This window comes from Pseudomonas sp. GW823-FHT03E05, from assembly GCF_058796855.1.
Genome location: NZ_JBXAJB010000001.1, coordinates 1,735,720 through 1,762,307, shown reverse-complemented (window position 1 = coordinate 1,762,307; position 26,588 = coordinate 1,735,720). Strand labels below are relative to the sequence as shown.

At 66.0% G+C, this 26,588-nt stretch carries 26 protein-coding genes and 1 riboswitch; of the genes, 15 read left to right on the top strand and 11 right to left on the bottom strand.

What is annotated here, in order from left to right; genetic code table 11:
* Nucleotides 1–226 precede the first annotated feature (226 nt).
* Nucleotides 227–1,090, bottom strand: coding sequence for a universal stress protein (locus tag AC1RCO_RS07645; protein WP_011060931.1), 864 nt, complete (start codon nt 1,088–1,090; stop codon nt 227–229).
* 289 nt (nt 1,091–1,379) lie between these two features.
* On the opposite strand from AC1RCO_RS07645, the gene AC1RCO_RS07640 reads away from it, so the two are divergent.
* The 3 genes from AC1RCO_RS07640 (at nt 1,380) to AC1RCO_RS07630 (ending at nt 4,157) form a co-directional block, all read left to right on the top strand.
* Nucleotides 1,380–1,985, top strand: coding sequence for a MiaE family protein (locus tag AC1RCO_RS07640; protein WP_011060932.1), 606 nt, complete (start codon nt 1,380–1,382; stop codon nt 1,983–1,985).
* A 171-nt stretch (nt 1,986–2,156) separates the two neighbouring features.
* Nucleotides 2,157–2,867, top strand: a complete 711-nt coding sequence (locus AC1RCO_RS07635) for a winged helix-turn-helix domain-containing protein (protein ID WP_011060933.1) — start codon at nt 2,157–2,159, stop codon at nt 2,865–2,867.
* Nucleotides 2,868–4,157, top strand: coding sequence for an ATP-binding protein (locus AC1RCO_RS07630; RefSeq protein WP_011060934.1), 1,290 nt, complete (start codon nt 2,868–2,870; stop codon nt 4,155–4,157).
* A 67-nt stretch (nt 4,158–4,224) separates the two neighbouring features.
* Here the strand turns inward: AC1RCO_RS07630 and AC1RCO_RS07625 are convergent, their stop codons facing one another.
* The 3 genes from AC1RCO_RS07625 to AC1RCO_RS07615 all read right to left on the bottom strand — a co-directional run bounded on the left by AC1RCO_RS07625 (nt 4,225) and on the right by AC1RCO_RS07615 (nt 7,440).
* Complete coding sequence (locus AC1RCO_RS07625) at nt 4,225–5,025, bottom strand: MipA/OmpV family protein (protein ID WP_019093779.1); 801 nt, start codon at nt 5,023–5,025, stop codon at nt 4,225–4,227.
* 6 nt (nt 5,026–5,031) lie between these two features.
* Nucleotides 5,032–6,843, bottom strand: coding sequence for a serine hydrolase domain-containing protein (locus AC1RCO_RS07620; RefSeq protein ID WP_492617601.1), 1,812 nt, complete (start codon nt 6,841–6,843; stop codon nt 5,032–5,034).
* Between the two features lie 108 nt (nt 6,844–6,951).
* Complete coding sequence (locus tag AC1RCO_RS07615; RefSeq protein WP_011060937.1) at nt 6,952–7,440, bottom strand: GFA family protein; 489 nt, start codon at nt 7,438–7,440, stop codon at nt 6,952–6,954.
* A 110-nt stretch (nt 7,441–7,550) separates the two neighbouring features.
* A riboswitch (yybP-ykoY riboswitch) is annotated at nt 7,551–7,711 on the top strand.
* A gap of 10 nt (nt 7,712–7,721) precedes the next feature.
* Between AC1RCO_RS07615 and mntP the strand changes: the two genes are divergently transcribed.
* On the top strand, nt 7,722–8,294 hold the full coding sequence (gene mntP, locus AC1RCO_RS07610) for a manganese efflux pump MntP (protein ID WP_019093782.1): 573 nt from the start codon (nt 7,722–7,724) through the stop codon (nt 8,292–8,294).
* A gap of 75 nt (nt 8,295–8,369) precedes the next feature.
* Here mntP and AC1RCO_RS07605 read toward each other — a convergent pair whose 3' ends face one another.
* Nucleotides 8,370–8,936, bottom strand: a complete 567-nt coding sequence (locus AC1RCO_RS07605; protein WP_011060939.1) for a GNAT family N-acetyltransferase — start codon at nt 8,934–8,936, stop codon at nt 8,370–8,372.
* Between the two features lie 275 nt (nt 8,937–9,211).
* Between AC1RCO_RS07605 and AC1RCO_RS07600 the strand changes: the two genes are divergently transcribed.
* Together AC1RCO_RS07600 and AC1RCO_RS07595 are read left to right on the top strand one after the other, a co-directional pair.
* Entirely contained in the window at nt 9,212–10,900 is a 1,689-nt protein-coding gene (locus AC1RCO_RS07600) for a hypothetical protein (RefSeq protein ID WP_492617600.1), read from the top strand.
* Between the two features lie 2 nt (nt 10,901–10,902).
* A complete protein-coding gene (locus AC1RCO_RS07595; protein WP_011060941.1) occupies nt 10,903–11,253 on the top strand; it encodes a hypothetical protein in 351 nt (116 codons plus the stop codon).
* Here AC1RCO_RS07595 and AC1RCO_RS07590 read toward each other — a convergent pair.
* Nucleotides 11,231–12,148 (bottom strand): LysR family transcriptional regulator, encoded by a 918-nt coding sequence (locus AC1RCO_RS07590; RefSeq protein WP_404673203.1) that lies wholly within the window; start codon nt 12,146–12,148, stop codon nt 11,231–11,233. The genes AC1RCO_RS07595 and AC1RCO_RS07590 overlap by 23 nt on opposite strands.
* 142 nt (nt 12,149–12,290) lie before the next feature.
* On the opposite strand from AC1RCO_RS07590, the gene AC1RCO_RS07585 reads away from it, so the two are divergent.
* The 6 genes from AC1RCO_RS07585 (at nt 12,291) to AC1RCO_RS07560 (ending at nt 18,419) form a co-directional block, all read left to right on the top strand.
* Nucleotides 12,291–13,118, top strand: coding sequence for an HTD2 family dehydratase (locus AC1RCO_RS07585; protein WP_041752747.1), 828 nt, complete (start codon nt 12,291–12,293; stop codon nt 13,116–13,118).
* 34 nt (nt 13,119–13,152) lie between these two features.
* Nucleotides 13,153–14,316: an acyl-CoA dehydrogenase family protein gene (locus AC1RCO_RS07580; protein ID WP_492617599.1), complete on the top strand. Its 1,164-nt coding sequence runs from the start codon at nt 13,153–13,155 to the stop codon at nt 14,314–14,316.
* 9 nt (nt 14,317–14,325) lie between these two features.
* Nucleotides 14,326–15,675: an MmgE/PrpD family protein gene (locus tag AC1RCO_RS07575; protein WP_015635353.1), complete on the top strand. Its 1,350-nt coding sequence runs from the start codon at nt 14,326–14,328 to the stop codon at nt 15,673–15,675.
* A gap of 32 nt (nt 15,676–15,707) precedes the next feature.
* Nucleotides 15,708–16,913 (top strand): CaiB/BaiF CoA transferase family protein, encoded by a 1,206-nt coding sequence (locus tag AC1RCO_RS07570; protein WP_015635354.1) that lies wholly within the window; start codon nt 15,708–15,710, stop codon nt 16,911–16,913.
* 164 nt (nt 16,914–17,077) lie between these two features.
* Nucleotides 17,078–17,890 (top strand): HpcH/HpaI aldolase/citrate lyase family protein, encoded by an 813-nt coding sequence (locus AC1RCO_RS07565; RefSeq protein WP_011060947.1) that lies wholly within the window; start codon nt 17,078–17,080, stop codon nt 17,888–17,890.
* Between the two features lie 97 nt (nt 17,891–17,987).
* A complete protein-coding gene (locus AC1RCO_RS07560) occupies nt 17,988–18,419 on the top strand; it encodes an HD domain-containing protein (protein ID WP_047336567.1) in 432 nt (143 codons plus the stop codon).
* A 28-nt stretch (nt 18,420–18,447) separates the two neighbouring features.
* On the opposite strand, the gene AC1RCO_RS07555 is transcribed toward AC1RCO_RS07560, so the two are convergent.
* The 5 genes from AC1RCO_RS07555 to AC1RCO_RS07535 form a co-directional block, all read right to left on the bottom strand.
* Nucleotides 18,448–18,639 (bottom strand): tautomerase family protein, encoded by a 192-nt coding sequence (locus AC1RCO_RS07555; RefSeq protein ID WP_011060949.1) that lies wholly within the window; start codon nt 18,637–18,639, stop codon nt 18,448–18,450.
* A 90-nt stretch (nt 18,640–18,729) separates the two neighbouring features.
* The gene (locus AC1RCO_RS07550; protein WP_011060950.1) at nt 18,730–19,059 is read right to left on the bottom strand and encodes a hypothetical protein; all 330 of its coding nucleotides are present in this window, start codon (nt 19,057–19,059) and stop codon (nt 18,730–18,732) included.
* Nucleotides 19,060–19,122: 63 nt separating this feature from the next.
* Nucleotides 19,123–20,586: an amidase gene (locus AC1RCO_RS07545; protein ID WP_492617598.1), complete on the bottom strand. Its 1,464-nt coding sequence runs from the start codon at nt 20,584–20,586 to the stop codon at nt 19,123–19,125.
* A gap of 105 nt (nt 20,587–20,691) precedes the next feature.
* Nucleotides 20,692–21,813 (bottom strand): polyamine ABC transporter substrate-binding protein, encoded by a 1,122-nt coding sequence (locus AC1RCO_RS07540; RefSeq protein WP_011060952.1) that lies wholly within the window; start codon nt 21,811–21,813, stop codon nt 20,692–20,694.
* A gap of 106 nt (nt 21,814–21,919) precedes the next feature.
* On the bottom strand, nt 21,920–22,951 hold the full coding sequence (locus AC1RCO_RS07535; RefSeq protein WP_492617597.1) for an AraC family transcriptional regulator: 1,032 nt from the start codon (nt 22,949–22,951) through the stop codon (nt 21,920–21,922).
* A 480-nt stretch (nt 22,952–23,431) separates the two neighbouring features.
* Here AC1RCO_RS07535 and AC1RCO_RS07530 point away from each other — a divergent pair, with 480 nt between their 5' ends.
* The 3 genes from AC1RCO_RS07530 to dctM are packed head-to-tail and all read left to right on the top strand — an operon-like array spanning nt 23,432 to nt 26,403.
* Nucleotides 23,432–24,433, top strand: a complete 1,002-nt coding sequence (locus AC1RCO_RS07530) for a TRAP transporter substrate-binding protein (RefSeq protein ID WP_072442162.1) — start codon at nt 23,432–23,434, stop codon at nt 24,431–24,433.
* Nucleotides 24,434–24,490: 57 nt separating this feature from the next.
* A complete protein-coding gene (locus AC1RCO_RS07525) occupies nt 24,491–25,123 on the top strand; it encodes a TRAP transporter small permease (RefSeq protein ID WP_015635361.1) in 633 nt (210 codons plus the stop codon).
* Nucleotides 25,123–26,403, top strand: coding sequence for a C4-dicarboxylate TRAP transporter large permease protein DctM (gene dctM, locus AC1RCO_RS07520; protein ID WP_011060956.1), 1,281 nt, complete (start codon nt 25,123–25,125; stop codon nt 26,401–26,403). The genes AC1RCO_RS07525 and dctM overlap by 1 nt, the downstream gene beginning before the upstream one ends.
* Nucleotides 26,404–26,588: the final 185 nt, after the last annotated feature.

Here is a 26,588-nt window from a genome sequence, read left to right as displayed (position 1 = left end):
CTCTTCGCCGGCAAGCCGGCTCCTACGGGGTGAGGTTGATCGGGCTCTGTAGGAGCTGGCTTGCCAGCGAAGACGGCCGCCAGGGCGGTGCAAGGCTTGCGGGCCTCTTCGCCGGCAAGCCGGCTCCTACGGGGTGAGGTTGATCGGGCTCTGTAGGACTGGCTTGTCGGCGAAAGCGCCGTCATGGACGGCGCAGATTACGCGATGGCGTTGCGGGGGAGGGGGCTCAAGCCTTGGCCGCCAGCTCTTCCAGGTGATCCATGATGTCCGCCGGCTTGAGCACCAGCACGTCGCTGTCCAGGGAGTCGAGCACCACTTCGGCGGTGTTGCCGATCAGTGCCCCGGAAATCCCGGTGCGGGCCACGGTGCCGATGATGGTCAGCACGGCGCCAAGCTTGTGGGCCAGGTGGGGAATCAGCACATCGGCCGGGCCTTCCTCTATATGCAGGTGGGCGTCGTCGATGTCGAACTCGGCCTGGAACGCTTTGCACTGCTCGCGATAGCGCGCCTCGATGGTTTCCTTGAGCTGGAACACCGGGTCGGCGGCCGACAGCATCGGCGACGGGTGAGCGCTGATCACATGCAACTGGGCCTTGGCCAGGCTGGCGATATCGAAGCCGTGGTCGACGATACTGGCGTGCAAGGCCCGGTGCTCGCCGTCCATGTTGCCGACGTCGATGGCGGCCATCACCACTCCGCCGACCCAGGGCGTGGCGGTCTTGACCAGCAGCACCGGGGTGGGGCAGTAGCGCAGCAGTTTCCAGTCCGCCGGGGTCAGCAGGGCTTTCTTCAGCGGGGCGTCCGGCAGGTGCTGCTTGATCACCAGGCCGCAGCCCTCGGCCTGCTGCACATCGATGATGGTTTCGTGCAGGCTTTCGTTCCAGGCCTGCTCGGTGGTGACGCTGTAGCCTTCGCCGGTGAGGCTGCTCTTGAGTACGCTCAGCAGCGCCGAATGCTCGTGCTTTCTGTCGCAGACCAGCAGGTGCAGGTGGGCCTGGGTGACCCCGGCAATCAGCTTGGCGCGCTTGAGGGCAAGGCTTTCGCCGGGCGTGGGATCGATGACCACCAGGATACTGCGGATGCTTTGCATGATCGGGATCTCCAGGAAGGGATGAACGGTTAGGGGCTGTTCCCGTTTGGCCCCGCAACGCGGCTCGTCACCAAACGGGAACAGACCCTAGCGTGCACAACTATAGTTGCTGGCGCCCGGGCCGGATGTTGATGCATATCAATCGCGGCCGCTGGTGGTCTGCGGCCCGGCCGGTATAATCGCCGGCCTTTCGCTATGAAGCCTTTTGTCCCGTGAGCCTCATGTTAACGATCACTGATAGTGCTGCCTGCCGCTTTGCGGTGGTGGCTGATTGTTCGGAAATGCGCCGATGAACTTTCCTGAAATTCCCGACTTTCTTGGCTGCCGCACGCCCGACGCCTGGGTCCAGGCGGCCCTGGCCGACCAGGAAACCCTGCTGATCGACCACAAGAACTGCGAGTTCAAGGCCGCCAGCACCGCCTTGAGCCTGATCGCCAAGTACCACGCCCATGTCGACCTGATCAACATGATGTCGCGCCTGGCCCGGGAAGAACTGGTGCACCACGAGCAGGTCCTGCGCCTGATGAAGAAGCGCAAGGTCGAGCTGCGCCAGTTGCATGCCGGGCGCTATGCCTCGGGCCTGCGCAAGGTGGTGCGCAGCCACGAGCCGGTGAAGCTGGTGGACACCCTGGTGGTGGGCGCCTTTATCGAGGCCCGCAGCTGCGAGCGTTTCGAAGCCCTGGTGCCGCACCTGGACGAGGAACTGGGCAAGTTCTACTTCGGCCTGCTCAAAAGCGAGGCCCGGCACTACCAGGGCTACCTGAAGCTGGCCTATCAGTATGGCGACGCCAAGGACATCGCCCAGGTCATCGACCGGGTGCGGGCGGCGGAGCAGGAGCTGATCGAATCGCCGGATCCGGAGTTCCGTTTTCACAGTGGCGTGCCGGCCTGGTGAACGACTGCCCTTGTGTAAAAGCAGGGGCAAATTGTTAAAAACTCTTAAAAGAATGAAATATCGCGCAAAACCGCTGCAAGTCCCGGGTTTTGTGGCTTGCGTTATCCTTTCCTTAACCTCTTGCCCCCTATAATGCGCGCGCACAAATTGTGCGTTCACAGATTGGCAAATATGGAAAACCTGGGTCTTGGCAAGGTGTTGCTGGTGGAAGATGACGAGAAGCTCGCCGGGCTGATCGCGCATTTTCTGTCCCAGCACGGCTTTGAAGTGCTGACGGTCCACCGCGGCGATACCGCCCTGGCGGCATTTCTCGAATTCAAACCGAAACTGGTGGTGCTCGACCTGATGCTGCCCGGCCAGAGCGGCCTGCACGTGTGCCGGGAGATCCGCGCCGTGGCGGACACCCCCATCGTCATCCTCACCGCCAAGGAAGACGACCTGGACCACATTCTCGGCCTGGAATCCGGCGCCGATGACTACGTGATCAAGCCTATAAAACCGGCGGTGCTGCTGGCGCGCCTGCGGGCCCTGCAACGGCGCCAGGTGCCGGAAACCACCACCCTGCGCGGGGCCCTGGCATTCGGCGTGCTGAGCATCGACCGCAACAGCCGCGAGGTGCGCCTGGCGGGCGAGCCGGTGGAACTGACCACCATGGAATTCGAGCTGCTCTGGCTGCTGGCCAGCGCGCCGGGCAAGACCCTGTCCCGGGACGACATCCTCAACCGCATGCGCGGCATCGAGTTCGACGGCCTCAACCGCAGTGTCGACGTCTACATCAGCAAGCTGCGGGGCAAGCTCAAGGACAACCCGCGCGAGCCGGTGTGCATCAAGACCGTGTGGGGCAAGGGCTACCTGTTCAATCCGTTCGCCTGGGAGGTTTGAATGCTGCGTCTGTTTCTGGGGCTCTACCTGTTCCTGGCCCTGGGCTTCGCCGGGGCCATGACCGCGGTGCAACACATCTTCATCAACTACCTGGCCGCCGACCTGATCGAGTCCTACAACCGCGATGCGGTGCGCGGGCCGGCCTACAGCCTGAGCGAACAGTTGCGGCCGTTCGACGAGGCCGGGCGTCAACAGCAGCTGGAGCAGCTCAAGCCGCACTACGGGCTGCTGCTCAAACTGGTGCAGGCCGACGACCTGGACCTGAGCGTGCGCGAACAGGCCCTGCTGGATTCCAACCAGTTGGTGGTGCGCGAGGAGTTCACCGAATTCATCGGCAGCATCGACGGTGGCAAGCAACTGTTGAGCATCAAGCTGCCGGAAGACCCGCCCCTGACCCTGCTCTACAACATCGCCGCCTATGCCTTGCTCGGCGCGCTGCTGGCCATCGTCCTGTACTTCTGGGTGCGCCCGCACTGGCGCGACCTGGAGCGCCTGCGCCTGGCCGCCGAACGTTTTGGCGACAACGACCTGGGCACCCGGCTGCACCTGTCGCGGCGTTCCAACATCCGCGACCTGGCCCAGCACTTCAACCGCATGGCGGCGCGCATCGAGGGGCTGATCGCCAATCAGCGCGAGTTGACCAACGCAGTGTCCCACGAACTGCGCACGCCCATCGCCCGGCTGTCCTTCGAGCTGGACCAGTTGCAGCAACAACCAGATCCGGATGAAAACCGCGAGTTGATCGCCGACATGTATGCCGACCTCGGCGAGCTGGAGGAAATGGTCTCCGAACTCCTCAGCTACGCCAGCCTGGAACATGGCGCGGCCACCATCAACCGGGAAAACATCCAGGCCCAGAGCTGGCTCGACAGCGTGGTCGGCAGCGTGGCCCTGGAGGCCGAGGCGGCCGGGGTGCAACTGCTGATCCGTTCCTGCCAGGTGGAGTACGTGCGCATCGAACCGCGCTTCATGGCCCGGGCAGTGATCAACCTGCTGCGCAACGCCATCCGCTACGCCGACCGCCGGGTCGAGGTGTCCCTGGTGCGCCTGGAGCATGGCTACGAAGTGCGGGTCAACGATGATGGTCCCGGGGTGCCGGTGGATGGCCGGGAGAAGATCTTCGAGCCGTTTTCCCGTCTCGACGCCAGCCGTGACCGGCGTACCGGCGGTTTCGGCCTGGGCCTGGCGCTGGTGCGGCGGGTCTCGCAATGGCACGGCGGCAAGGTCGAAGTGGCGGATTCGGAGTGGGGCGGTGCCTCGTTCCGCATGACCTGGGCCCACCTCGACTGAGGTTCGCGCGCAGCCCTGAACCTGAGCAGCAACGCGGCCCGTGATCACGGGCCGCGCGTTCCCTTTCTTAGAAGCTGTACTCAAGTTGAGTGGCGATGCTGGTCTGCATGCGCCGGTCGACGATCGGGCTGTCGCCGGCTTCCTTGCTCAGGTACTTCATCGACAGCAGGGTCGAGACCTTGGTCTGCTCATTGAGGGGCAGGGTCCAGGCCAGGTCGGCACCGCTGCTGACCCGTCCACCCTTGGCCCGGTAGGCGCCGAAGCGGCTGTGGGCCGCCTGGGTGTCGCTCACCCCGTACCAGGTCTGCATGTAGTCGGCGTTGCCGAACAGGCTGTTGAGGCTGGCATCCAGGCTGCCGAAGCGGCCCTGGTAGAGGTTGCTGCCAATGCTCAGTTCCAGTGCGCTGTAGGCCGAGCCGGTGTCGCGGTTATCGTTCTTCTTCACCGCGTGGGTCAGGGTGGCGCCCAGTTCGAACGGCCCCAGGTCATAGCCCAGGTGCGCGCCAAACTGTGCCCGGGTCTTTATTTCGCCCATGCCCTTGAGGCGCTTGGAGCCCTGGCCCAGGTGGTTCTTGTCGCGCCGTGATTCGCTCGGGCCGACCCAGGTACTGAACGACAGGTCGCCCCATTCGTTGCCCCAGCCCAGGCCCTGGTCGGTATTGAGGAACACGCCCCAGGGGCTGATGATCTCGCCGCCGAGAATCGGCGCCAGGGCGCGTTCGTCACTGCCGCTGTAGCGCGGCACGCTGGCCACCCCGGCGTGCACGCCGTACTTCCAGTCTTCGGCGTGCAGCGTGCCGCAGACCGTGCTCAGGCCCAGGGTGCCGGCCCACAAGGCGGCGGTGGTGGAGTGTTTCAGGGTTTTCATGAAGGGTCAGAACCTCAGGTGGTTGGCGTTATAGGTGCGTTTGAATGAGTAGCCCAGGACGTTCACGCCGTTGACCTGGCGGCGCACGGTGTCGCCCAGGCCCGGGCCGTTGCCGGCGATCACCGCGTGGGCGTTGTCCACCGGGGCGAGGATGTAGTCGGTAAGGGGACGGCCTTGCTGCAGGCTGCGGATCATCAGGAAGCCGTCCTCCAGGGCGATGTCCATGCCGTTGATGGGCGGTTCGCCGGGGTCGTCGCTCAGAGCCTGGTAGGTGCCGATCGTGGCCAGCCAGTTGTCCGTCAGGGGCACCGGCTCGATCCGTTCTCCCACCGCCAGCAACTGGCCGTGGCTCTTGGCGGTGAACACCCGATGGCCCTGGACCTGCATCACGTCCAGTTGCAGCTGCCCCAGCGGGCCCAGGTCCTGGGGCCAGAGCCCGAGGCGCTTCTTGCGCACCCTTAGCCAGCCCTGTTCGTCCCGCAGCAGTTCGTAGCGCTCGCCGGCCAGCTCGGCGTACAGGCGCTGGTGCTGGTCGCGGATCCGCAGCACACCCCAGCGGGTGGCATAGAAGCCCGCCAGGTGCCGGCGATCCGCCGCTTGCGGAACCCGACGTTGCTGGGCCCGGGGGGCCGTGGCCGGTGGCGGTGGCGGTGGCGGGGCGCCGTGGGCCTGCAGCAGCATGCGCAGTACCTGGGGCACCAGGGGCTGGGCCAGGGCCTCGCCGCTGTCGGAATTGCTCATCACGATCACCGCCAGCTGCTGCTCGGGCAGCACGCTGATCCGGGCATGAAAGCCCTCGCCGAAACCGCTTTGCTGCCAGGTGCGCATATCTGGCCGGACCCATTCCTCGCCGCAGGGCGACAGGAACCAGCCAAGGCCTACCTGGCAGTCGAAATCCAGCGGGTTGCCGGCGTTCTGCGTGCGCACCATTTCGTCGATGGATGCCGCCGAGAGCAGTTGGCGGTCCTGGTACCGGCCCTGGGCGAACAGCATGCGCACATAGCGGCTCAGGTCCCGCGGGCTGCTCCACAGGCCCTGGGCGGAAAGGTCGCGGACCAGCGCATCGCTGCTGACACCGTCTTCATAGCCTCTTGCCCGGTAGGGCTGGGCGCGGCTGTCCCCGACAAAGCTCGACTGGCTCATGCCCAGTGGGCGCAGCAGGCTCTTCTGCAACTGCTGTTCGAAATCCACGCCGCTGCTGCGCTCCACCGCTGCCCCGAGCAGGGCATAACCGAGGTTGGAGTAGGCGGTCTGGGTTCCCGGAGCGTTGCTCAGCCACAACCCGCTGAGCTTTCCCGGCAGTTCGTCGAGGGCGTTGGGGGTGCGTGCGTCGCGCAGGTACTCGCTGGGAATGCCGCCCTGGTGGCTGAGCAGGCGGCGCAGAGTCACGGCCCGGTCGGCGGCGTTCTGGTCCTCGTGGAAGCGCGAGCGGACGTAGAACTCCCTGAGGGTGTTCTGCAGCGGCGCGTCCAGTTGCAGGCGCCCTTGTTCCACCAGTTGCATCACCGCCGTGGCAGTCAGCAATTGCGACAGGGCACCGGCGCGAAACGCGGTGTTTTCGGTCACTTGCAGGCCCCGGGCCTGGTCGGCGAAGCCAAAGCCCCGGGCCCAGATCAGTTGCTGGCCGTCCACCAGGGCGATGGATAGCCCGGGCACCTGATGTTCGGCCATCTGTTGCGGGATGTACTGCTTCAGGTAGCCGATGATGCTGGCGTAATCGCCGGGCGCGATGGGTGGCGGCGCCGGAGGCTGGCCGTTGCAGCCGAGGTTGCTCAAGAGCAGGCCCACCAGCGGCAGGCCGAGAAGTTTGCGGGACATGCAGCACCCGAGGGCCAATTGGATCAGCGGATGCTAGGGAAGGGGGGCGTGGCAGTCTTTGACAGCTTTGTCGGGAAACTGTCAAAGACTGTTAAGCCCCGGTTGCGCTCAGGCCTCCAGCCCCAGGCGCTGGTGCCACTGGGCAATCGATTCCTCGGGGTATTCGGCGAACTGCAGGTCGTGCGCCCCGGCATCGACCTCGACCCAGGGCGCCCTGGAGTCGAGCATCAGGTGGGTGTGTTGCGGCGGCACCGGCAACGGGGTGTCGATGGCCGAGGCAAAAGGGTGGATCAGCTCCGGCCATTGCGGGCTGAACAGCCACAGCCCGGAGCCGCAGCGCCCGCAGAAGTGCCGTTCGGCGCTGCTGCTGTGGGCCCGGGCGGCACCGGCGGGCTTGAGCCGGGCATGGTAGATGACGATGTGCTTGCGCCCGCGTACCTTGAGGCTGGCCGCATCGCCCCCCAGGTTGATGGCGTAGCCGCCACCGCCCTGGGTCTTGCGGCAGATCGAGCAGTAGCAGCGCTGGTAGGGATAGGGATGGCGGCTGGACAGGCTGAAGTGCACGGCGCCGCAATGGCAGGAGCCCTGGAGTTGCATGGGGTACCTCCACGAATCAACGGGTGGATTGCACAGGCTAGCCGCTGTGCGAGCAGCTGTCGTGGCGCGGTGCTGATGAAATTTTCACATGTGCCCGGCTAAGCTGCGCGCCTCTTTGGGGAGTAGCCTGCCACCGCGCCCTGCGGTGGCGCCCGTATCAACATTCTCGGCAACCTGCCGTGGTACGGGCACCGTTTCGGTTGGTGAGACCATCGACATACCTGCGCTGAAGTCGGGCGCGTGGGCATGTCGTGGACTCAAGCCCGACCGGAAGACTCAACGTGAACCCAGCCTCGATCATCTTTCTCGCCTTCGCCATGTCCACCGATGCCTTCGCCGCCGCGGTGGGCAAGGGTTCGGCCATGCTCAAGCCGCGCCTGCTGGAAGCTTTGCGCATCGGCCTGATCTTCGGCGTCATTGAAGCCATCACCCCGGTGGTGGGCTGGTTCATCGGCCAGGCCGCGACTCAATGGGTGGCCAACTGGGACCACTGGATCGCCTTCAGCCTGCTGCTGTTGCTGGGCCTGCACATGATCTACAACGGCACCCGCCAGCAGGCTGAGGCCGAGGAAGAAAAACCGCGCCAGCACGGCTTCTGGCTGCTGGCGGTGACCGGCTTGGCCACCAGCATCGATGCCCTGGCGGTGGGGGTGGGGCTGGCGTTCGTCAACGTCAACATCTGGGTCGCGGCCAGCGCCATCGGCCTGGCCACCATGACCATGGTCACCCTGGGAGTGATGCTGGGCCGCGCCATTGGCACGGTGATGGGCCAGCGCGCCGAAGTGCTGGGCGGGGTGGTGCTGATCATCGTCGGCTCGGGAATTCTCTACGAGCACCTGTCGGCTGTGGCTTGACTTCAGTATCGGCGGCGGGGCGGTTCTGCGGGCAATGCGGCCGCGCCTCGGGCCGAGGCGCGGAGCGCTCTGGCGTTACAGCGCCAGGCTGTGGATCACCTGGGTGGCGTCATCGGGGTCGATGGCGCTGCGCATGCCCAGCTGTTTTGCCAGGCGGCGCATGCTGTAGTTGGCGGCGGAATCCACCGAGTACATCTGCTGGAAACCGTTGTTGCGGGCTTCGTCGATCAGGTGCTGCATCAATAGCGCGCCGAGGCCCTTGCCTTGCCACTCATCGGCGATGGTCACGGCGAACTCGCAATGCGAGGGCTGCTCGTCTACCTGGGCGTAGCGGCTGATCCCCACTTCCCGCAGTTCGCCGTTGTCGTGGACCAGGGCCACATAAGCCACCCGCTGCGGCGTGCCGACATCCATCAGTTGATTGAGCAGTTGCTCGCCCACTTCCTTGATCTCACCGAGAAAGCGCTGGTGCCGGGTGGCCGGGGAGAGGTTTTCGATAAAGGCCTTTTCCCGCTCCCGGTCCTGGGGCCGCAGCGGGCGGATCAGCACATGGCTGCCATCGTTCAGGGCGTCGATCCAGTATTGGCCTTGCTGCGCCGGGAACGGTGGGTGGGCGAGGGTATCGAGAGCGGTGCTGGGCATGGTCAAGTCTCCGCGGAGCCAAAGGGCGGGCTGCGCACACAGCCCTGATTGGCTTCAGGTTTACTCCGCTGGCGAGGCGGGCACTTGATCGGCATCAATGTCTCTGCTTGCGCTGCCGGCCAGGGCGATCACCGGTCACGACCCGTTCAAGCCGCCACCGCTGCTGGCGTACAGGCATTTGGCTATTAATGCTAGCGCCTAATGTTCTTTTTCCTGGCGCGTTGCCGTGAGAGCGCTGATCTACGCTCTCGAACAGCCAAGGGAGGAGTCAGGATATGGAGCATCAACAAGACAAGAATCGTTTGCAGCGGCAGGTTTCCTACATTGCTATCAGTGTTGGTCTGGCGCTTCTGGGCGGCGTTTCGAACGCCGCCCCGGTGTCGATAACCGTATCGCCCGAGGTACCCGCCGATATACCCGGGGGGGCATCCCAGGCAACGTTGGCACAGGCTGCGGCCTTCGCCTGGCAGGAGTTCATCGCTCTCAACTGGCCGGCCCTGGGCGGGCAGCGCGATGTGCCCGATATCCGCCAGCCTTTCGGCAGCCAGGGCGTGCCTCTGGTGTGGCATACGTACCGAAGCAAGGTTGAGATCTTTCCGGGCAAGGGCAGTGCCAACGTCGGCCCCCCGGGCTACAAGCCTGATGGCGCTCCCAGTTATGGTTATGGCACTGCGCCAACCTATGACTACAGTTTTGCCGTGCCTGCCTGCTCTGGCCAGATCGCACCCAAACTGCCGGCCTGGATCAACCTCGACGAAAGCACCCAGATCGGCCTCGACCAGATGTATGCCGGTGTTGTTCCGGCGACTCCCACCGGAGGCAATTCCAACCCCCAGCTGGTGCGCTTCCTGGCCAAGGCCAATCAGGTGCAATACACCTACGTCGCCGCCAACCAGTTCTGGTACGCCAACCCCGCGCTGGCACAAGCCGCGCGGAACTTCTTCAACGCGGTCAAGCAGACACCTCCGACTTTCCCCAGCGCGCCGCGGGTCAACTTTCCCAACGGCACCATTGAGGTCAAGTCCGCCTGGCGCCAGCTGGGCCCCGGCGAGGACCCCTCGCGATTCCACAGGCAGACGGTGCGCTTCTACGAGCAACCACCGGGCAAGGGCACCTGCTATTTCGAGGCGCAATGGGCGATGGTGGCGTTGCACATCATCCAAAAGACCCCCACGGCCCCGAGTTTTATCTACGCGACCTTCGAACAGGCCGACAACATCCTGCTGCCCAGTGGCAAGCCGCTTGAGGATGAGAACGGCCGCATCATCAATCCAGCGCCGGGCCCCATGCCCACCAATCCCGGGCTGAGTTACCAGGACGACCCCAACAACCCTCAAGTCAAGGCCCTGGGGGCCTTCTGCAAGCCCGGCAAGCAACTGTATCTGCGCGAGATTGCCAAAGGCGGGACTCCGGCGGGCGGCCCGATCTGCATCAACCAGCGCTATGAGCCGATTGCGGCTGACGTGATTCAGGTCAATCAGGCGGCGCATCAGGCTATCCAGAGCTATAGCCAGGCCAAGAATGTCAAGAATTCGCCCTGGCAGTACTACAAGCTGGTCTCGGTCCAGGCCCAGCCGTTCGACACCACGCAGCTATCGAAAACCGATCCCAGCCACTCTGCCGCGGTGTACTACCAGGCCAATATCATGGTTGAAACGGACTATACCCTGCAGCAATTCAGGGGCCGGATTGCTGCTAACGGTGCTCCGACTTCCTTCCAGGCCGCAGGTGCGCCACCCCCTCCGAACGTGTTTGCCCAATCCGCCGGTTCCGCCGCTGTGCATGGGGTGAACATGGGAGGCTGCATGGGTTGCCATGGCAATGCCCAGGTGGCCGGCTTCGATTTCAGTTTCATCCTCAAAGGCGGCAACGTTCGGGCTCCCGAGACGGCAGGGGCTGAGTCGGCGGCAGCGGCCAGCCAGCGTTATCTGCAATTGTTCACCCCATCTAGCACAGGGAAATAGTCATGGCACTCAACACCTTCAAGGATGTACAGAACCTGCTCGATGCCTTCGTTGCGCAGAACAACCTGCCGATCTCCGGAGCGCCTCACGGGGCCTTCTGGCAGACCTCCTACCAGTCGTTCGTGACCGGTAATGTGCCGGGTATCCAAAACCCGGAAACAGGGCAGGCGGTACCTATCCTGGTCAAAGGCGATGGCGCGCATTCCAACCTGATTTATGCCCTGAGCGGAACCCCGGGCACCCCCTGGGGGCCGGATGGGGATTTTGGCCAGATGCCCCCCGGTGGCCCCTTTCTGCCTCAGGCCCAGATCGACGAACTGAGTGCCTGGATCAGCCAGGGTTGCCCGCAATAGAAGGTTTCTGGCTGGCCGGCATCAGCGTCGCGATCAGCGCCCGCACGCTGCCGGGCAGGGCCTCCAGTTCGCGGACGATGATGCTGCGTTCGCGCACGGCCCAGCTTTCATCCAGCTTCACCGTCACCAGCTGCATGGTGCGGCTGTGCCGCAAGGCCGCGGACTCGGGAATGATGCCGATGCCGACCCCGGCTTCCACCATGCGGCAGATCGCTTCGAAGCTCGACACCTGGATGCGCAGCGAGAGTTGCTTGCCCAGGCGCTCCACGTGCTCGCGCAGGAAGGTCAAGAGGGTGCTGCCTTCATGCAGGCCGATGTGCTGGTAGGCCAGGGTCTGTTCCAGGGTCACCGAAGCCTGCCCCGACAGCGGGTGGCCCACGGGCACCATCAGCACCAGGTGGTCGGTGCTGAAGTGCAGCACCTGCAGGCCGCTGGCTTCCACCGGGCCGGCGATGATGCCCATGTCGCTGGTGCCGTCCAGCACACCGCGAACGATGTCCCGGGACAGGCGCTCCTGCAGGTCCACCGTGACTCCCGGGCGTACCGAGAGAAATTTCGCCAGCACTTCCGGCAAGAATTCGGTGACCGCCGTGGTGTTGGCGAAGATGCGGATGTGCCCGGAGGAATCACCGCCGTACTGGGTGAATTCGCTTTTCAGGTAATCCACCTGGCGCATGATCAGCCGCGCGTGCTGCAGCAGCCGTTCGCCGGCGGGGGTGACTTCCACGCCACGGCTGTCGCGGTACAGCAGGCGGGTTTCGAGCTGGCCTTCCAGGGCCTTGATCCGCGCGCTGGCGGCCGCTGGCGAGAGGAAGGCGCGGCGCGCGCCCTGGGTCAGGCTGGGGGATTCGGCAATATGGATAAACAGGCGCAGGTCCGCCAGATCGAAATGCATGTCCGGGCTCCTGAAGGCAGGGGTAGGGGCGAATGGCGTTCAGCATAAACGAACGCCGGTTTATAGAAATGCAAATTCTCCATACGCGCCAGCCCCTTGCATGATGGCCGCCATCACCTTCGTGCCACAGGACCCTGCCACCATGAGTGCCACCGACCCCAGCGCCTGGATCGGCCGCAGCCAGCGGATCGACGACCACCTCAGCCATAACCTGCTGGCCCGCATCGCCGCCACGTTCGGCCAGCCCGCCCCGGCCCCGGGCGAGGCCCTGCCGCCGTTGTGGCACTGGTGTTTCTTCCAGCAGCCACAGCCGGCCTCGGCCCTGGGCGGCGACGGGCATCCGGCGCGGGGCGGTTTCCTGCCGCCGGCGGCCAACCGCAACCGCATGTGGGCCGGTGGCCGCCTGGCGTTTCACCGGCCGCTGCGGGCCGGCGCCGAGGCCAGTTGCACCAGTACCATCCTCCAGGTCGAGGAAAAGGCCGGGCGCACCGGCAAGCTGCTGTTCGTCACCCTGTGCCACGAATATTTTCAGGACGGCCAACTGGCGCTGCGCGAAGAACAAGACATCGTCTACCGCGAAGCGTCCCCGCCGAAAATGAGCAGTGGCGAGCTGCTGCCCGAAGGCGACTGGCGCGAGCCGGTGGAGCCCACGCCGACCCTGCTGTTTCGCTACAGCGCGGTGACCTTCAACGGCCATCGCATCCACTACGACTATCCCTACGTCACCGCCACCGAGGGCTACCCGGGGCTGGTGGTGCACGGCCCGCTGATCGCCACCCTGAGCCTGGGGGCCTTCTGCCGGGCCCACCCCGAGGCGCGCCTGCGCCATTTCGCCTACCGCGGCCTGCGGCCCTTGATTGCCCCGCAGCCTTTCGAGGTCGGCGGGCGCATCAGCGCCCCTGGCCACGCCGAACTGTGGGCCGGCGACGGCTCCGGGCTGGCCCAGCGCGGCGAAGTGCAGTTCGACTGAATTCCAACAATAAGCAAAGGCGGAGTGCCGATTGATGACCCCCCATGACACTGAAGAACTCAATGCCATCCGTGAAGGCGTGCGTGCCCTGTGCGCCGAATTCGACGCCGCCTACTGGCGCGGCATCGATGAGCGCAAGGGCTTCCCGGAAGCCTTCGTCAAGGCCCTGACCGAGGCCGGCTGGCTGGCGGCGATGATCCCTGCCGAGTACGGCGGCTCCGGCCTGGGGCTGGCCGAAGCCTCGGTGATCCTCGAAGAGGTGAACCGCTGCGGCGGCAACTCCGGCACCGTGCACGGGCAGATGTACAACATGTTCACCCTGCTGCGCCACGGCAGCCAGGCGCAGAAGCGCTACTACCTGCCCAAGCTCGCCAGCGGCGAACTGCGCCTGCAATCGATGGGCGTCACCGAGCCCACCACCGGCACCGACACCACCAAGATCAAGACCACTGCCATCCGCCGCGGCGACAAGTACGTGATCAACGGGCAGAAGGTGTGGATCTCGCGCATTCAGCATTCCGACCTGATGATCCTGCTGACCCGCACCACGCCACTGGCCGAGGTGCGCAAGAAGTCCGAAGGCATGTCGATCTTCCTGGTGGACCTGCGCCAGGCCATCGGCAACGGCCTGACCGTGCAGCCCATTGCCAACATGGTCAACCACGAGACCAACGAGCTGTTCTTCGACAATCTGGAGCTGCCCGCCGACAGCCTGATCGGCGAGGAGGGCAAGGGCTTCAAGTACATCCTCGACGGCCTCAACGCCGAGCGCACGCTGATCGCCGCCGAATGCATCGGCGATGGCCGCTGGTTCATCGACAAGGCCAGCGCCTATGCCCGCGACCGGGTGGTGTTCGGCCGGCCCATCGGCCAGAACCAGGGCGTGCAGTTCCCGATTGCCGAGGCCCATATCGAGATCGAGGCCGCCGACCTGATGCGCTGGCGCGCCTGCGAGGAATACGACAGCGGGGGCAACGCCGGGGCCAGCGCCAACATGGCCAAGTACCTGGCGGCCAAGGCTTCCTGGGAGGCGGCCAACGCCTGCCTGCAGACCCACGGCGGCTTCGGCTTTGCCTGCGAGTACGACGTCGAGCGCAAATTCCGCGAGACCCGGCTGTACCAGGTGGCGCCGATCTCCACCAACCTGATCCTGTCCTACGTCGCCGAGCATTTGCTGGAGCTGCCCCGCAGCTTCTAAGGAGCCCCCATGAGCCATACCCACGACTTGGCCGGGTTCCTTGCCGGCCTGCGCTACGCCGACCTGCCGGAAAGCGTCCTGCTGCGCACCCAAGAGCTGTTCCTCGACTGGCTGGGCTCGGCCCTGGCGGCCCAGGGCGCGCACCCGATCCCCTTGTTCGAGGCCTATGCCCGGCACATGGGCCCGGCCAGTGGCCCGGCGCGCATCCTGGTCAATGGGGCCGGCAGCTCGGCGTATTTCGCCGCCCTGGTCAACGCCGCCTCCTCGCACCTGGTGGAGCAGGACGACCTGCACAACAGCTCCGTGCTGCACCCGGCCACCGTGGTGTTCCCGGCGGCGCTGGCGGCGGCCCAGGACCTGGGCAAGTCCGGCCGCGAGCTGCTGCTGGCGGCGGTGGCCGGTTATGAGGCAGGGATCCGCATCGGCGAATTCATGGGCCGTTCCCACTACCGGATCTTCCACACCACGGCCACCGTCGGCACCCTGGCCGCTGCGGTGGCGGTGGGCAAGCTGATGGAATTCGACAGCGAGCAGTTCATCAACCTGCTGGGCAGCGCCGGGACCCAGGCCGCCGGGCTCTGGGAGTTTCTGCGCGACGCCGCCGACTCCAAGCAATTGCACACCGCCAAGGCCGCCGCCGATGGCCTGCTGGCCGCCTACCTGACCCGGGACGGCCTGAGCGGCGCGCGCAATATCCTCGAAGGCGAGCAGGGCATGGCCGCCGGCATGTCCCGGGATGCCGAACCGGCATTGCTCAGTGCCCGCCTGGGCAGCCGCTGGGCGCTGCTGGAAACCTCGTTCAAGTTCCACGCCTCGTGCCGCCACACCCATCCCGCCGCCGATGCCTTGCTTGAGGTGATGCAGCGCGAAGGCCTGGAACACGGGCAGATTGCCCGGGTGCTGACCCGGGTGCACCAGGGTGCCATCGATGTGCTGGGCCGGGTCCAGGTGCCGCAGACCGTGCACCAGGCCAAGTTCTCCATGGGCACCGTGCTCGGCCTGATCGCCGTGCACGGCAAGGCCGGGTTGCCGGAGTTCCAGCGTCATGGGCTGAACGACCCCCGGGTCGCGGCGTTTCGCGACAAGGTCGGCATGCAGCTGGACCCTGAAGTCGATGCGGCCTATCCAGCGCGCTGGCTGGGCCGGGTCGAGGTGCAGTGCGTGGACGGCCGCACCCTGCACGGCGCCATCGATGAGCCCAAGGGTGACCCGGGCAATGGCCTGTCCCGGGCCGAGCTGGAAGACAAGTTCCAGCGCCTGCTGCAGTTCTCCGGCGCCCGCACCCCGGAGCAGGGCAATGCCTTGATCCGTCGGGTCTGGGCCCTGCGGGACGCTGCCGATCTCAACTCACTGCTCTGAATGCCCGACATCGAACAGGGCGAGGACCGAACATGACTGACAACACAGCACAGCCACGGCCCCTGGACGGCATCACCGTGGTCAGCCTGGAACACGCCATTGCCGCGCCGTTCTGCACCCGCCAGCTGGCGGACCTGGGCGCCCGAGTGATCAAGGTCGAGCGCCCCGGCAGCGGCGATTTCGCCCGGGGCTACGACCAGCGGGTCAAGGGCCTGGCCTCGCACTTCGTGTGGACCAACCGCTCCAAGGAAAGCCTGAGCCTGGACCTCAAGCAGCCCGAAGCCGAGGGCCTGCTGGACAGCCTGCTGGCCGGGGCCGACGTGCTGGTGCAGAACCTGGCACCGGGGGCGGCGGCGCGCATGGGGCTGTCGTTCGAGGCGCTGCATGAGCGCTTTCCACGGCTGATCGTCTGCGATATTTCCGGCTACGGCGAAGGCGGCCCCTATGAGCGGAAAAAGGCCTACGACCTGCTGATCCAGAGCGAAGGCGGCTTTGTATCGGTGACCGGCGGCCCCGAACCGGAGCAGATGGCCAAGGCCGGTTGCTCGATCGCCGACATTGCCGCCGGCATGTACGCCTACAGCGGCATTCTTTCGGCCTTGCTGCTGCGTGGGCGCACCGGCCTGGGCAGCCGTATCGACATCAGCATGCTGGAAAGCCTGGTGGAGTGGATGGGCTACCCCCTGTACTACGCCTTCGAAGGCGCCGAACCGCCACCCCGGGCCGGCGCGGCCCATTCCACCATCTACCCCTACGGGCCGTTTCCCGCGGGTGACGGCGGCACGGTGATGCTCGGCCTGCAGAACGAACGGGAATGGGCGGCCTTCTGCGACAAGGTGCTGGAGCTGCCCGAACTGGCCACGGACGAGCGCTTTGGCGCCAACTTCAAGCGTTCGGCCAACCGCGAGGCGCTGCGCCAGATCATCGTCGAGCGCTTTGCCCGGCTCAGCGTCGCCCAGGTGATCGAGCGGCTGGAGCAGGCGCAGATCGCCAATGCCCGGGTCAACGACATGCAGGGCGTGTGGCAGCACCCGCAACTGGCGGCCCGGGACGCCTGGCGCCAGGTGGACAGCCCGGCGGGCCGCCTGCCGGCGCTGTTGCCACCGGCGCGCAACAGCGCCTATGCGCCGCGCATGGACGCAGTCCCGGCGCTGGGCCAGCACAGCGCAGCGATACTCGCCGAGCTGGGCCTGAGCCCGCAAGGCATCGAGCAACTGCAGGCCCGTGGAGTCATCTGAACCCCAACCTCCCCGTAGGAGCCGGCTTGCCAGCGTAGAGGCCGCGAGATCGCCTTCGCCGGCAAGCCGGCTCCTACGGAGGGCAGGGCAACACCAGGCTCTTGCCGTAGGGGCCGGGCAGCAAGCCTGGCCGCCATTGGTCTTCCAATAACAAGGATCCGAACATGTCCAACCCCATTGTCCGCTCCGCGCTGTTCGTCCCCGGCAGCCGCCCCGAGCGTTTCGCCAAGGCCCTGGCCTGTGGCGCCGATGCGGTGATCGTCGATTTCGAGGACGCCGTCGAGGAACCCCTCAAGGTGCAGGCGCGAGAGCACCTGGGGCGCTTCCTGCTGGCGCAGCCCCAGGTGCGGGCCTGGGTGCGAATCAACGCACCCGAGCACCCCCAGCACCTGGCCGACCTGGCGTTCTGCCAGGCCCATGCCGGTGTGGTGGGCATTCTCCTGCCGAAAGTCGAGAGCGCAGCCCAAGTGGCGCGGGTGGCCGCCAGCGGCCGCCTGGTCTGGCCGATCATCGAAAGTGCCCGGGGCTTGCTGGCCCTGGGCGAGATCGCCAGCGCCCCCGGGGTCCAGCGCCTGTCGTTCGGCGGCCTGGACCTGGCCCTGGACCTCAACCTCAGCAGCGGCTCGGCGGCGGCTCAGTTCGCCCTGGACCAGGCGCGACTGGCGCTGATCCTGCACTCCCGGGCGGCGGGGCTGCAGGCGCCGCTGGACGGGGTGTTTCCCGGCATCGCCGACAGCCAGGGCCTGGCCGCCTCGGTCCGCCACGCCTACGCCATGGGCTTTGCCGGTGCGCTGTGCATCCACCCGGCCCAGGTGCCGGTGATCCACCAGGCCCTGGCGCCCAGCGCCGAGGAATTGGCCTGGGCCCAACGGGTGGTGGAAGGCGGGCGCGAGGGTGCCGGGGCCTACCAGGTGGATGGGCAGATGGTCGATGCCCCGGTGCTGCTGCGGGCCCAGCGCTTGCTGGCGATGGCCTGACCCTGCGCCTGGGCCGCGGCGCAGGTAGAATGGCGCGGTCTTTTTATCGAGGTGGCACCATGCACGGCTCAGCCCCATTCACCTGCGGTAGCGTCCGATGAGCAGCCTGGAGCGGGCCATCGCGCTGGCCGCCCAGGCCCATGCCGGGCAAGTCGACAAGGGCGGCGCGCCCTACATCCTGCATCCCTTGCGCGTGATGCTGCGCCTGACACACCCCGAGGCGCGGATTGTCGCGGTGCTGCACGATGTCCTGGAAGACTGCCCCATCACCCCGGAGCAGTTGCGGGGCGAGGGCTTCAGCGAAGAGGTGCTGGCGGCACTGCTGGCGCTGACCAAGGTTGCCGGCGAGGACTACCCGGCGTTCATCCGCCGCGCAGGCGCGAACCCCCTGGCGCGGCAAGTGAAGCTGGCGGATCTGGCGGAAAACAGCGACCTGTCGCGCATCCCCGAGCCGGGTGCCGAAGACCTGCGGCGCCTGGAGAAGTACCGCCAGGCCACGGACTACCTGAACTCACTGGCGCGCGACTGAGTTCGTGATACCTGCGCCCAGCAGCGGCTCAGGCTTGGTCGTCGTCGCTGAGCTCGCCGGCAAACCCCCAATCGCTACCGTCGATTTCCTGGATCACGATGTGGGTATGCTCGGGCTTCTTGCCCAGTACCCGCACCAGGGATTCGGTGAATTCCTTGACCAGTTGGGCCTTCTGCTGGCGCGTGGCGCCCTTGGTGATCTGCAGGTTGATATAGGGCATGGATCGACACTCCAGGTGATGGCGCATGGACGGACGGCAGGGCAGCCTACGACAGCCGCTGCCCTCCCGCCAGCCAGGGGCCCTGGTGCGTCAGTTGCTGTAGCTGGACAGCGCCACTTCGGCGGTGCGTGCCGGTGGCTTGCGCCCACGGGTGCGCCAGTGCTCGATCAGCGCCCGGCCATGGGCCAGGCCGGCCTGCAGCGCGGCTTCAGTGCTGGCGTAGTCGTTGCCGTAGGGCGGGCAGGCGAAGTGCACGGAAAAGCACGGGTGCTGGCCGTGGCCGGTGAGGCGGCCGACGTAGCTGTAGCTGGAACCGGACTGATGGGGATCAAGGCTGGGAGAGCTCGGTTCACGAATGATCATCACGTAGATGTCGTGGTCGAATTGGGTGTCTTGATACCAACTGCTTGAAGAATCCATGGTCCACCTCCTTGTCCGTGAGCCTTCGCCGTGGCCGGCGTCGGCATTGTCTTCTGTGCGGGTCTAGCGGTTTGCGGGTGACGCCTGGGGGGCGTCGTGCAGCCCGGCGGGGTGGCGGAACACCCCCTCGGGCAGCCGTTTTTCCAGGGCCCGTGCGGCCCTCAGTACCAGGGCGTCGCGGCCGAAGCGGGCGACGATCTGCAGGCCGATGGGCAGGCCCGCCTCGCTCAGGGCGCAAGGCAGGCTCAACGCTGGCTGGCGGCTGAAATTGAACGGGAAGGTGGTGGGCTGCCACATGGCGCTGATCTGTTCCGGCCAGTTCGGCGGCAGCAGGCGTTCCACGGCGAAGGGTTCGACCACCGCGGCAGGGGTCAGCAGCAGGTCGTACTCACCCAGGAAAGCGTGAAGCTTCTGCGCCACCTGATGGCGCTCCTCCACCGCACAGGCGTAGTCCAGGGCATTGAGCTGGCGCGCGCGGACCTGGGCCTGCTGGAGAAAGTCCCCCACCAGATGGCGGTCCTCGGCGGGTATTTCCTGGGCCACGGCGCAGGCCACTTCCACCGGCCAGGCCCGCAGGTAGTTCGGCGCCGGGTTGCCGATGTCCGGCGAGGCCAGGACCAGGGTGGCGCCGGCTTCCTGCAACAGCCTGGCAGCGTTCAGGCAGGCTGCGGCGATCTGCGGGTCGACATGGGCGGCGTAGCCCAGGTCGGCGCTGAAGGCGATGCGCAGGCCGGCGACGCCGTCCTCGATGGAACTGAGGAAATCCCTGGGCCCATGGGGCCAGGCAAAGGGCTCGCCGGGCTCGTGCACGGCCATGAGCTCCATCAACAGGGCAATGTCGCGCACGTGGCGGGCAATCGGGCCTTCGGCGGCCATGCCGCCCGGGTCGATGCTCGGGCAGGCGGACACCAGGCCATGGCTGGGCTTGAACCCGACCACGCCGCAAAAGCTCGACGGGGTACGGATCGAACCGGCGGCATCGTTGCCTGTCGCGGCCGGGGCATAACCGGCTGCGACCCCCGCAGTACTGCCGCCACTGCTGCCACCGGCATGCAGGGCCAGGTTCCACGGGTTGCGGGTGATGCCGGTCAACGGGCTGTCGGTCAGGGGCGTGCTGCCCAGTTCCGGCAGGGTGGTCTTGGCGATGAAGATCGCCCCGGCTTCACGCAGGCGTGCCACCAGGCTGGAGTCCCGGGTCATGGCCGGGCGGTTGGCCAGGGCCCGGGAACCACTGCGGGTCTGCCAGCCCTGTACGTCGTTGTTGTCCTTGACCAGGATCGGAATGCCATCCAGCCGGCCCATGGGTTGCCCGGCGGCCCAGCGCGCGGTGGACGCCTGGGCAGCGCGCAGCGAGGCCGGGTCCTGGCGTTCGCAGAGGGCGTTGAGCTGTGGCTCGTGGCGCTCGATCTGCGCCAGCACGGCCTGCAGCACGTCCACCGGGGTGAACTGCAAGGTGGCGAACCCCTGCAGCAGCGCCTCGATCGACAGGTGCGGCAGGGCCGCTTGGCTGGAAGTGGGCAACGGCATATTCGGCTCTTCGTTCAAGCACGCCGGGCGCGGGCTGCGCCACGGCGTGGAAAGGCGGCATGGACGCCGTTGGCGGCGTCCTGGCGGGCCTTCGCAGTGAATGACTCAGCGGCCACTGGTGACCTTGACCCAGGTCCGGGTCCGGGTGCGCTCGGCCTTGGCCGGCAGCGGGGCCAGAGGGTAGAGGCGGGTCATGGTCTCGGCGCTGGGGAACAGGTCCGGGTTGTCCAGCAGCGACTGCTGGATGAACGGCTTGGAATCGGTCACGCCGTTGGGGTAGCCGACGTAGTTGCTGATGGAGGCAATGACCTTGGGTTCCATCAGGTAATTAAGGAAGGCGTGGGCGGTGTCCACGTGCTTGGCGCCGGCGGGAATGGCCACGGTGTCGATCCACACCAGGGTGCCTTCCTTGGGAATGCGCATTTCGATGTGCACGCCGTTCTTGGCTTCGTTGGCGCGGTTGGCCGCCTGCAGGAAGCCGCCGGAGTAGCCCACGGCCACACAGATGTTGCCGTTGGCGATATCGCCCATCCACTTGGCGCTATGGAAGTAGCGCACGTAGGGACGCAGCTTGAGCAGCATGGCCTCGGCCTTGCGGTAGTCCTCGGGGTTCTGGCTGTTGGGGTCCAGGCCCAGGTAGTGCAGGGCCAGGGGCAGCATTTCGGTGGGCGAGTCGAGGAAGGTCACGCCGCACTGGCTGAGCTTCTTCAGGTTCTCTTCCTTGAACACCAGGTCCCAGCTGTTGACCGGCGCGTCGCTGCCTAGCAGCTCCTGGACCTTGTCGCGGTTGTAGCCGATCAGGTTGGTGCCCCACATGTAGGGGATCACGTAGCGGTTGCCCGGGTCGCTCTGCTCCAGCAGCTTCATCACGGCCGGGTCGAGGTTCTTCCAGTTCGGCAACTGCCCGCGGTCCAGGGGCTGGAAGGCGCCGGCGCTGATCTGCTTGCTGACGAAACCGCTGGAGGGCACCACCACGTCATAGCCGCTGTTGCCGGTCAGCAGCTTGGCTTCGAGCACTTCGTTGCTTTCGAAGATGTCGTACTTGACCTTGATCCCGCTCTGGGCCTGGAAATCCTTGATGGTGTTGGGAGCGATGTACTCCGACCAGTTGAAGATGTTCACCGTGCGCTCGGGGGCGGCCTGGGCGGTGACAGAGGCGGCCAGGGCCAGGGCACCGAGGGTGCAGGCCGTGGCGAGGCGGGAGAGGGCGGTGTGCAACGATTTCATATGACAACTCCATGTCCGAAATGAGCGGAACCATCCGAGGCGGACATTTTTCGTCGGATAGGTCGCAGAGAGAATGCTTGCAACGGTCAATAGGGGATATTTAGCGTCAATCTTCGGCGCAGTCCGAGAGCGGCCCGAGCTGGCCGGCCAGCTGGCGGAAGCGCCCGGGAGCGACGCCGCTCCAGCGTTGGAAGGCGTGGCGGAAACTTGCGGTTTCCTTGAAGCCCAGGGCTTCGGCGATGCGGTAGATGGGCAGGCTGTGCTGGCCCAGCAACTGCTGGGCGCGGGCGTAGCGCAACTCGTCCAGCAACTGCTGATAGCTGGTGTCCTGGGCTCGCAGGCGCCGGCGCAGGGTGCTGGGGGAGCAGTGCACCTGGCGCGCCAGGCTGTCGAAATCCGGCACCGCGTGCAGCTGTTCATTGAGGATGCGCCGCACCTGGTCGATCCAGGTCGGCCGCGCGCTGAGCTCCTCGTTGAGGCGGATGCAGCGTTGCAGCATGTCGTTCTGGGTCACCAGGTCCGCCAGGGGCAGGCGCCGGTCCAGCCACTCCAGGTCGAAGCCGATGGCATTGCGCGCGGCATTGAATTGCACCGGGCAATTGAAGGCCTGCTCGTAGCTGTCCATATAGGGCTGGGGGCCATGCATCAGTTGCACCTGGCGCAGGGGCAGGGAGCAACCCAGCAGGTCCTGGCAGGTGACCCGGTAGGACGACATGCAGAAATCGGTGTTGAACACCTCAAGTTCGCTTTCGCTGTACTGGTCGGCGGTGAGCCAGGCCAGGCCGTCGCGGACCTCAAGGTCGAGGCGGAAGAAGGTGCCCAGCAGCAAGGGGTAGCGCAGCGCCAGGGACCAGCCTTCGCGCAGGGTGGCGCTGGTCAGCAGGGTCAGGCCGAACATGCCGTAGGCGGAAATGTGCAGGTTGCGCCCCAGCACCAGCCCCAGGTCCTGGCGAAACTGCACGGCGTTGCTGAACACGCGCATTTCCTGGCTGATATTGATCAGGCTGTTGGGCAGCTCCAGGTCCGCCAGCTGGATGCCGCTGCCCTCCAGCAGCACCTGGGCGGGTACGTCGCTGTCACGGAAGGCGTCCAGCACCGCTTGGGTGGTATGCAGGGTGGTCAAGCGAAGGGCGGTCATCGACGATCTCAGAGTGATATCGGGAGGCGTGACTTTAGGGGTTACGCGCCCGCGGTTCAATTGCCCCTTGCAGGCGCTGGCGGGGGCGGCGCAGGGCTAGGGGGCCCTTTCGCCGGCAAGCCGGCTCCTACGGGGAGGTGGGCGGCGCCGATTGCGCAGGCACTGCCCGTTGCAGGAGCTGGCTTGCCAGCGAAGACGCTGGCGGGGGCGGCGCAGGGCTCGGGGGCCCTTTCGCCGGCAAGCCGGCTCCTACGGGGTGGTGGGCGGCGCCGACTGCGCAGGTACTGCCCGTTGTAGCAGTTGGCTTGCCAGCGAAGGCGTTGGCGGGGGCGGCGCAGGGCTCGGGGGCCCTTTCGCCGGCAAGCCGGCTCCTACGGAGCGTTCGGCGGGGGTGAACGCGGGTATCAAAAATTCGAAATTCTCTATACGCCATGCCTTAGGCACTCTTCCCTCAATCACAACAATAAAAAGGTGAAGTCCATGTTCAAGCTCTCAAGAGCGCTGTTCTGTGCCGCCGCATTGCTCGCTGCCGGGGTGGCCCAGGCCGCCGAATCCACCGGCAACCCGATCATCATCAAGTTCGCCCACGTGGTGGCCGAGAACACCCCCAAGGGCCAGGGCGCGCTGCTGTTCAAGAAGCTCGCCGAGGAGCGCCTGCCGGGGCGGGTCAAGGTCGAGGTCTACCCCAACTCGTCGCTGTTCGGCGATGGCAAGGAAATGGAGGCGCTGCTGCTGGGGGATGTGCAGATGCTGGCGCCGTCCCTGGCCAAATTCGAGCAGTACACGAAAAAGATCCAGATCTACGACCTGCCGTTCCTGTTCGACGACCTGGCGGCGGTGGACCGCTTCCAGGCCGCCGAGGGCAAGCAGTTGCTGACCTCGATGCAGGGCAAGGGCATTCTCGGCCTGGCCTACTGGCACAACGGCCTGAAGCAGTTGTCGGCCAACAAGCCCCTGCACGAACCCAAGGACGCCCGTGGCCTGAAGTTCCGCGTGCAGGCCTCCAGCGTGCTCGAAGAGCAGTTCAAGGCGATGCGCGCCAACCCGCGCAAGATGAGTTTCGCCGAGGTCTACCAGGGCCTGCAGACCGGCACCGTCAACGGCACCGAGAACACCTGGTCGAACTATGAAAGCCAGAAGGTCAACGAGGTGCAGAAGTACTTCACCGAGTCCAACCACGGCCTGATCGACTACATGGTGATCACCAACGCGAGCTTCTGGAACGGCCTCCCGGCGGACGTGCGCGGCGAGCTGGAAGCCATCATGGCCGAGGTCTCGGTGGAGGTGAACAAACAGGCCGAGGCCCTGAACCAGAGCGCCCGGCAGAAGATCGTCGAGGCCAGGACCAGCGAAATCATCGAACTGACCCCCGAGCAGCGCCAGGCCTGGCGCGACACCATGCGCCCGGTGTGGAGCAAGTTCGAGGACGAGATCGGCGCCGACCTGATCAAGGCCGCCGACGCCGCCAACCAGCGCCACTGATACGCCCTCCCGGCCGTCCGCGGCGGACGGCCACTGCCCGTTTCGCGAGGTATCTCTATGCAGTCCCTGAGACGTATCTGGGAGCACCTGGAGGAGGGCCTGATTGCCCTGCTGCTGGCGACCATGACCCTGGTGACCTTCGTCTACGTGATGCTCAACAACATCTACACCCTGTTCTTCGCCCTGGCCGACAAATGGACCGCCAGCAGCGCCTTCTTCAACGCTCTGGGCGACGCCACCATGGGCCTGGCCCAGGACATGACCTGGAGCGTGGCCCTGACCAAGGCGATGTTCGGCTGGCTGATCTTCTTCGGCATCTCCTATGGCGTGCGCACCGCCGGGCACCTGGGGGTGGACGCCCTGGTGCGCCTGACCCCGCGCCCGGTGCAGCGCTACCTGGCGCTGCTCGCCTGCCTGTGCTGCCTGGTGTACGCCGGGCTGTTCATGGTCGCCAGCTTCAAGTGGCTGAGCGCGATCATGGCCGCCCATATCGGTGCCGAAGACCTGGACCGCTTCGGCATCCAGGTCAGCCATATCGTGGTAATCGTGCCCATCGGCTTCGCCCTGGTGCTGATCCGCTACCTGGAAATCTTCTACCGCATCTTCACCCGACGGCAGTTCGGCCTGGGCCTGGCCGACGAGGCGGGCGAGGCCAGCAAGCTGGCGGGCAGCCATGAGGAGCGTCACTGATGGCCGTGCTCTGTCTGTTTCTGCTGCTGTTCGTGTTCATGTTCCTCGGCGTGCCCATCGCCATTGCCCTGGGCCTGTCGGGGGCGGTGTCGATCCTGATGTTCAGCCAGGACTCCCTGAGCTCCCTGGCGATCAAGCTGTTCGAGACCTCCGACGCCTACACCTTCCTGGCGATTCCGTTCTTCCTCTTGTCCGGGGCCTTCATGACCACCGGCGGCGTGGCCCAGCGCCTGATCGACTTCGCCAACGCCTGCGTCGGCCACATCCGTGGCGGCCTGGCAATTGCCGCGGTGCTGGCCTGCATGCTGTTCGCCGCGCTGTCCGGTTCCTCACCGGCCACCGTGGCGGCGGTAGGCTCGATTGCCGTGGCGGGCATGGTGCGCTCCGGCTATCCCAAGGAGTTCGGCGCCGGGATCATCTGCAACGCCGGGACCCTGGGCATCCTGATTCCGCCGTCGATCGTCATGGTGGTGTACTCGGCGGCCACCGAGACTTCGGTGGGCAAGCTGTTCATGGCCGGCGTGGTGCCCGGCTTGCTGCTGGGCCTGCTGTTGATGGTGGCGATCTACATCGTGGCCCGGGTGAAAAAGCTGCCGGCCCAGCCACGGGCCACCTTTGGCCAGTGGCTGAGTGCTGCGCGCCGGGCGTTCTGGGGCCTGTTGTTGCTGGTGATCATTCTTGGCGGCATCTACAGCGGCATGTTCACGCCCACTGAGGCGGCGGCGGTGGCGGCGGTGTACTCGGCCTTCGTCGCCCTGTTCGTGTACCGCGACATGAAGCTGCGGGACTGCCCCAAGGTGCTGCTGGAGTCGGGCCGGCTGTCGATCATGCTGATGTTCATCATCGCCAACGCCATGCTCTTCGCCCATGTGCTGACCACCGAACAGATCCCCCAGGAAATCACCGCCTGGGTGATTTCCGAAGGCCTGACGCCGATCGGTTTTCTGCTGATGGTCAACGTGGTGCTGCTGGTGGCGGGCAGCTTCATGGAGCCCTCGGCGATCGTGCTGATCCTGGCGCCGATCTTCTTCCCGATTGCCATGAAGCTGGGGATCGACCCGATTCACCTGGGCATCGTCATGGTGGTCAACATGGAGATCGGCCTGGTGCACCCGCCGGTGGGCCTGAACCTGTTCGTGACCTCGGCGGTGACCGGCCTGACCCTGGGCCAGACCATCCGCGCGGCGATGCCGTGGCTGATGATCCTGCTGCTGTTCCTGATCCTGGTGACCTACGTGCCGCTGATCTCCCTGGCCTTGCCCAACTGGCTGGGCATGTAGCGCCCCCATCGCTGGCAAGCCAGCTCCTACAGGCGGGCATAACCCCGTAGGAGCCGGCCTGCCGGCGAACCGCGCAGCGGCCATTGGGCGCGGTTGATGGCGAGGGAATGGGGCGATCTTGCGGGCGCTTTCGCTGGCAAGCCAGCTCCTACAGGCGGGCATATCCCCATAGGAGCCGGCCTGCC